This window comes from Longibacter sp. (genome assembly GCF_051155795.1).
Classification (GTDB): domain Bacteria; phylum Bacteroidota; class Rhodothermia; order Rhodothermales; family Salinibacteraceae; genus Longibacter.
The window spans coordinates 1-5514 of the sequence record NZ_DAXETW010000147.1; the positions used below are offsets into that span (position 1 = coordinate 1).

The window sequence follows — 5514 nt, forward strand, 5'->3', positions numbered from 1 at the left end:
ACCGATGCCGCCCGGACGATACGGCGCATCAACGGTTCCCCGAGGCGACACGTCGTCGTCTGTGCTGTGATGCTGAAGGGACGGTTCGTAATCTGCGATAGACACCACGCACCTGCAGCTTCCATATCGACGAGGTGAGCACGGATGTGATCGACCGAGCGCCCTTTCAGCCATGCTCGCCCGGAAAGCATGGCCAGCCAGACCCCCATCAGGCGGACTCTGATGCCGACCCGGGTTTCCGAACCCAGCAAGGATCTCAGGATCCGGATGGCGTGCCAGGGCCGGTTGCCGAGAGCATGCGACAGCCCGCGCGTCAGGGCCCGAGGCCCGATCAGGACCGGGGACACGCGGGCGCCCGTTACACGCAGACCGTCACGCGTATCGCTCCAACGCATGCGCAGTATGTCGACCTCGTGACCGGCATCGACGAGCTGTTGCATTTCGCGGGCGATGAACGTCTCGGACCGGGCTGGATACTGCGAAACCACGTAGACAAACCTCATGCGGTGGAGGTGTGCTCGGAAGGGAAATGAGAACGAGGCTGTTCGCTCATGGTCGGGGGGTCCCCGGCACCCAGAAGGGAACGAAACAGGTTGGCGTACGCACGACCGGCGCGTCCGACGCGAAAGTCTCGGGCCCGTGTCCGCCCACGGTCCGGATCCGGTGGCGCCGCAAGGACCTCGTCCAGCGCATCTGCCAGGGCGCCGATATCGCCTGGCGGGACGAGGCGACCACACCGGGCGTCACCGGACTCGAGAATTTCAGACACGCCTCCCTCCGCTCGCAACGAGACGACTGGAGCACCCGCCGCCAGCGCCTCCACGACCACGTTTCCGAACGCCTCCCCTCGAGACGCCAGAGCGAAAACACTGGCATGGTAAAAATAATCGTACGGATCCTCGACAAACCCGGGCATTTCGACCCGGGTTGAGACGCCGAGATCTTCCGACACATTGGCAATATTAGCACGCTCGGGCCCCTCGCCGAGAAGGATCAGACGCGCGGGCGTCGTCATACGAGCGAGCGCTCGGACCAGCCCCTGCATATTTTTCTGACGGACGAATCGCCCTGCGCTTACCATGACCGGCAGGTCATCTTGAAACCATGGATGAGGCGCCGGCGGTTGCCGATTCAGAATTTCTTCGACCTCGATCGGGTTGTAGATGACGGAGAATCGTTCCCGCCCTATGTCGTACTCCGCCGCCGCGTCATCCGCCACCGCGTCCGACACCGACACCGCCCGATCGGCGTGCAGGACCGCTCCGCGCTGCAATTTGACAGCAGTAGCCGCACGGATGGATACAGCCTCTCGACGACGAACGGACGGCAGTTCGTGCAGCGTCACGACGTGCTTCGGGGCCGTGGAACCGGGCAGCCTGCGAAGCCCGCGGACGACCCATGAGGCCAGAATATGGGCGGTTGGGAGCGCCGTGCAAATGATATCCGGGCGCCGGGATCGGACATATCGCCAGAGGGCGGGCCCCGCGGCGGCGGTGTGGGTTTTCCCGAACGATACCACGTTTACGTTTTCTGGAACGTCGGCGCGATACGGACCTGCGTCGTTGGTCAGCACAAGGTCTACGACATGGCCGCACCGGGCAAACCACCGACTCAGAAGAACGAACACGCGCTCGGCGCCTCCTCCAGCGAGTGAAGGAATAAAAAACGCGATGTGCGAACGTGAGCGCATCGAGGACCCGGACCCGTCCACCGCTTGAAGCAGAGGGAATCCTTTATCTGATCAGTCAATAAAATGTCAGCGTACGCACGACTGTCTGACCTCCGTCGGTTATGCAACGACGCGGACCGACGCGAGCCTGCTCTTCGGCACGTACACCTTCCACCTCTTTCTGCAGTAAGCTGGCCGATGGTACGCCCCCTTCAATTCCTCTGTTTCGCCGCCCTTCTGCTCACTACGGTCGCCAGTCAGGCCAGTGCGCAGCCGGCGGAAACTGACTGGTACGACCCATCTGCGGAGTACGTCCGCGTCGCCGTGACGGAGGATGGCGTGTACGCCGTCGACCGTTCGTCCCTTGAACAGGCCGGGCTTCCCCCATCCGCGGATCCGTCGACCTTCCGCCTGTTCGAGAATGGGAGTGAGGTCCCGATCCATCTCGAGCCGAACGGGGACGTGCTTTTCGTGGGACAGCGCAATCGGGGTGAGGACGAACTCTACGCCTACAACGGAGTCGAGAACTTCCAGAGTAGCGATGAGCGCAGCCTGTACACAGACACGACCTACTACTGGCTGACATGGGGCGGGCCAGATGGGATTCGCTATCAGTCGCCAACCGGTACGACCCCCTCCGTGACGCGCAGTACCATCCGCGATACGCTGCACGCAGAGCAGGACCGGACGTACTACCTGGGTCGTCCGTTCGAAGCCGAGCATCCACTATACCGGGATGCGGAGGGCTACTACTGGCGCGAGTTTCGGCACAGCGATACGAATCCGCTCGCTCTCGAAACGACGTTGGACGTTGGACGCCGGGTCGCATCCGCGTCGGAGACGCTCGACCTGCAGATTCGCCTGAACTCGTCGTCTGCGTCGTGCCACCGGATCGAGGTGTTCGCCGATCTGCGTTCGGGGGGGTCGACCACGCGCACATCCATCGGAGAAGTCGAGTGGCGAGGGTATTCGCAGGAAGACATCGTCGCGCAGATCCCACAGGATCAGATTCCTGCGACCGGGCTACGGATCCGTCTGGAGTCGACCAACGATGTGTTTTCCGATCCGTCGTGCCCGGACCCGTCCCGAAACCCGAACTACGTTTTGTTCGACTACGTGGAGGTGGTGTACACGCGGTCTCTTGCCTCGGCTGGCGGCCGACAGCATTTCTCCGCGCCGGATGCGCAGGCGACCCGTTTCCAGCTTGAGAACCTGTCGGGCAGCGACGTGACCGTTCTCCAGCCGGCGTCGAGCACACGGTGGTCCCTATCCCCGTCCGGCGGAACGGCATCCTTCGACGACACGCCGCCACAGCCCAGCAGCACGTACTGGGTGTCGGAGCCGTCTGCCTACCGGTCGCCGGATGCGGTGCTGCCCGAAGCCACGTCGAGCTGGTCATCGCTTTCCAACGGAGCCGATTACGTGATCCTGACCACGTCCGGCCTGCGCGAGAGCGCCGAGCGACTCGCCGACTTCCGCCGGACCTTTAACGGGTTCGACGTCGCTGTCGTCAAGGTCCAGGACGTCTACGACGAGTTTGACTACGGCCGGCCGACGCCGATCGCAGTACGACGATTCGTGCACCACACCCAGCAATGGACCGGCGGTGCGCCTCGCTTCCTCGTGATCTGGGGAGACGCCCAGTACCCGATTTACACCGGCGGTGAGATTGACGAGCGCCGCCCCTTCTGGAACGTATCATCGTTCGGGTATTCGCCCTCGGATACATGGTTCGCGATGCAGTACGACGGCCCGAACGACTGGTCGGAAGTTCTCGCTGTTGGCCGCATCCCGATTCGCTCGAACGCACAGGGCGACCTCTTTCTTGATAAGATCCGGTCATACGAGAACGCCCCCGTAGCGGACTGGCAGCAGCGGATGCTTCTTCTCGCCGGGGGCACCTCGGAGCTGGAGCAGCAACGCCTGCAGAATGCCTCCAACGGGTGGGGGGAGCTGGCCACGCGGCGAACGACCGCCATGGGCGACACGCTCTATCCGGCCGGCATGGACACGCTGCGCTACTATAAGCAGATCAACGACGCACTTGACACAAGCTTTCGGGATTCGCTAGCGGTCGATCTGGAGCGCGGGTCGGGGTGGCTGAACTACTTTGGACACTCGGCGGCTCTCACCTGGGAGATCGTGACGGACCCGCCGGCCGAGTTTAACAACGCAGGCCGCCTGCCCTTCGTCGTCTCCCTCGGCTGCCGGACCGGCTCCTTTGCGGGCGGACGGTTCGAGGTCAAGAGCCTCCCCTCCCTCGGCGAGCAGCTCGTCGTGGGCACCGTGGATGAAAATGGAAACCCACGCGGGGGCGGGCTCAACGGCGGCATCGCCCACTGGGGAACGTCAGCGCTCGGAAATCTGAGCCCATCCGCCACGCTAAACGATGCGCTCGTTGATCGCGTCTTCCAGGATACGATGCGCGTCCTCGGCGAAGCCATTCAGGTCGCCAAGGCTGACGTGGCGGACTCGTTCGGATCCAGCCCAACCATCATCCGCCATCTCTTGCAGTACGGGCTGCTCGGCGACCCGGCGACGCGGCTCGCGATCCTCGACGAACCGGACCTGCACGTCACCCGCGACCGAATTCGTATCCGCCCCTCCAATCCCACGCCGGGCGAACGGATGACGGTCGACGTCGAGATTGCCAACAGGGGTCTCGTGCCGGGAGACAGCGTCGATGTGGTCCTCACCTGGGAGCGACCGGACGGTACGTCATCCCGAATCGATCGCAGCATTCCGCGCTTCGCCGTCCGCACGACGGAAACATACGAGTTTGATCTCGACGAGACCGCGATCGGGTCGAATACGTTCCGGATCGATGTCGATCCGATGGGCGAATACGACGAACGCCTCGAAGACAACAACACGGCATCTCGCGAACAGGTCGTGTTCGATACGGGGCTGGACCTCATCTCTCCCATCGATGCGGGCGTCTCGACGAGCTCTCCGACCCTTCGGCTCGGCATCGTTCGCCAGACACAGGAGCCAATCCCTGTTCAGATTCAGGTCGACAGCGTCGCGAGCTTCGACTCACCGGGCCTTCAGACGACATCGCAATCGGCCCAGTCGGTCAAGCTGGAGTGGACCCCGCCGCAGGACCTGCAATCAAATACGACGTACTGGTGGCGGGCCCGCGTGGCCAGTGACGGAGACGACAACTGGAAAACGTCTACCTTTACCGTCAGCGCATCCGACGCCGACTGGCTTCAGCGAGACCGGCTCTTCCGGGCAAATGCACTCGATCAGGTGCAGCGACAAAACCGGAGCTGGACGTTTGATAACTACACGGTCACCGTCGAGCAGTACTCCGAGCGCGGGTTCGGATCGAGCGATTACGGCTTTATTCTCAACGACACCGAACAGCTGGCCTATCTCACATTCGGCTTCTCGGTCCTCGTCCTGGATGACGTGTCCGGAGATGTGATCGCCTGGGACTGGTTTCCAACCTACGACCTGCGCGATGATCTGGAACCGGCCTCCGGCGACCAACAGGCAGCCGTGGATGAGCTTCGATCGTTTCTCGATACGCATGCCACCGAAGGACGCTACGTGTTCGTCCGCACCCGGCACCTCGCGCGAAACAGCGGGCCAACCATTAGCAACGAGATCGTCGAGCTCTTCGAAAACCTTGGCTCCGATCCATCTCCCACGCCGTATTCGACCACCATCGGATCGCAATCGTATGCCGACGTGTGGGTGATGCGCACCCGCGTCGGCTATCCCGAGGAGACCGTCGAACAGGTGTCGCCGGTGTCCGAGTCGTCGGAGGTGAAAGAGATCTCGCTGACGGCCGACCTGGACTTTCCCTTCCCGGAAGGATCCACCGTCACGCCTGTGAT

The 5514-nt window shown here is 62.9% G+C and carries 2 protein-coding genes and 1 pseudogene; 1 reads left to right on the forward strand and 2 read right to left on the reverse strand.

The annotated features are described in order from the left end of the window. Together ACFCU0_RS14130 and ACFCU0_RS14135 are read right to left on the reverse strand one after the other, a co-directional pair. Positions 1–503 (reverse strand): annotated as a pseudogene (locus tag ACFCU0_RS14130) (hypothetical protein); the annotation flags it as partial. Continuing rightward, positions 500–1690, reverse strand: coding sequence for a glycosyltransferase (locus tag ACFCU0_RS14135; protein ID WP_434974328.1), 1191 nt, complete (start codon positions 1688–1690; stop codon positions 500–502). The pseudogene ACFCU0_RS14130 and the gene ACFCU0_RS14135, both read right to left, overlap by 4 nt. Before the next feature lie 177 nt (positions 1691–1867). Between ACFCU0_RS14135 and ACFCU0_RS14140 the strand changes: the two genes are divergently transcribed. Continuing rightward, on the forward strand, positions 1868–5514 hold a 3647-nt coding region (locus tag ACFCU0_RS14140; RefSeq protein ID WP_434974329.1), incomplete at its 3' end, for a C25 family cysteine peptidase.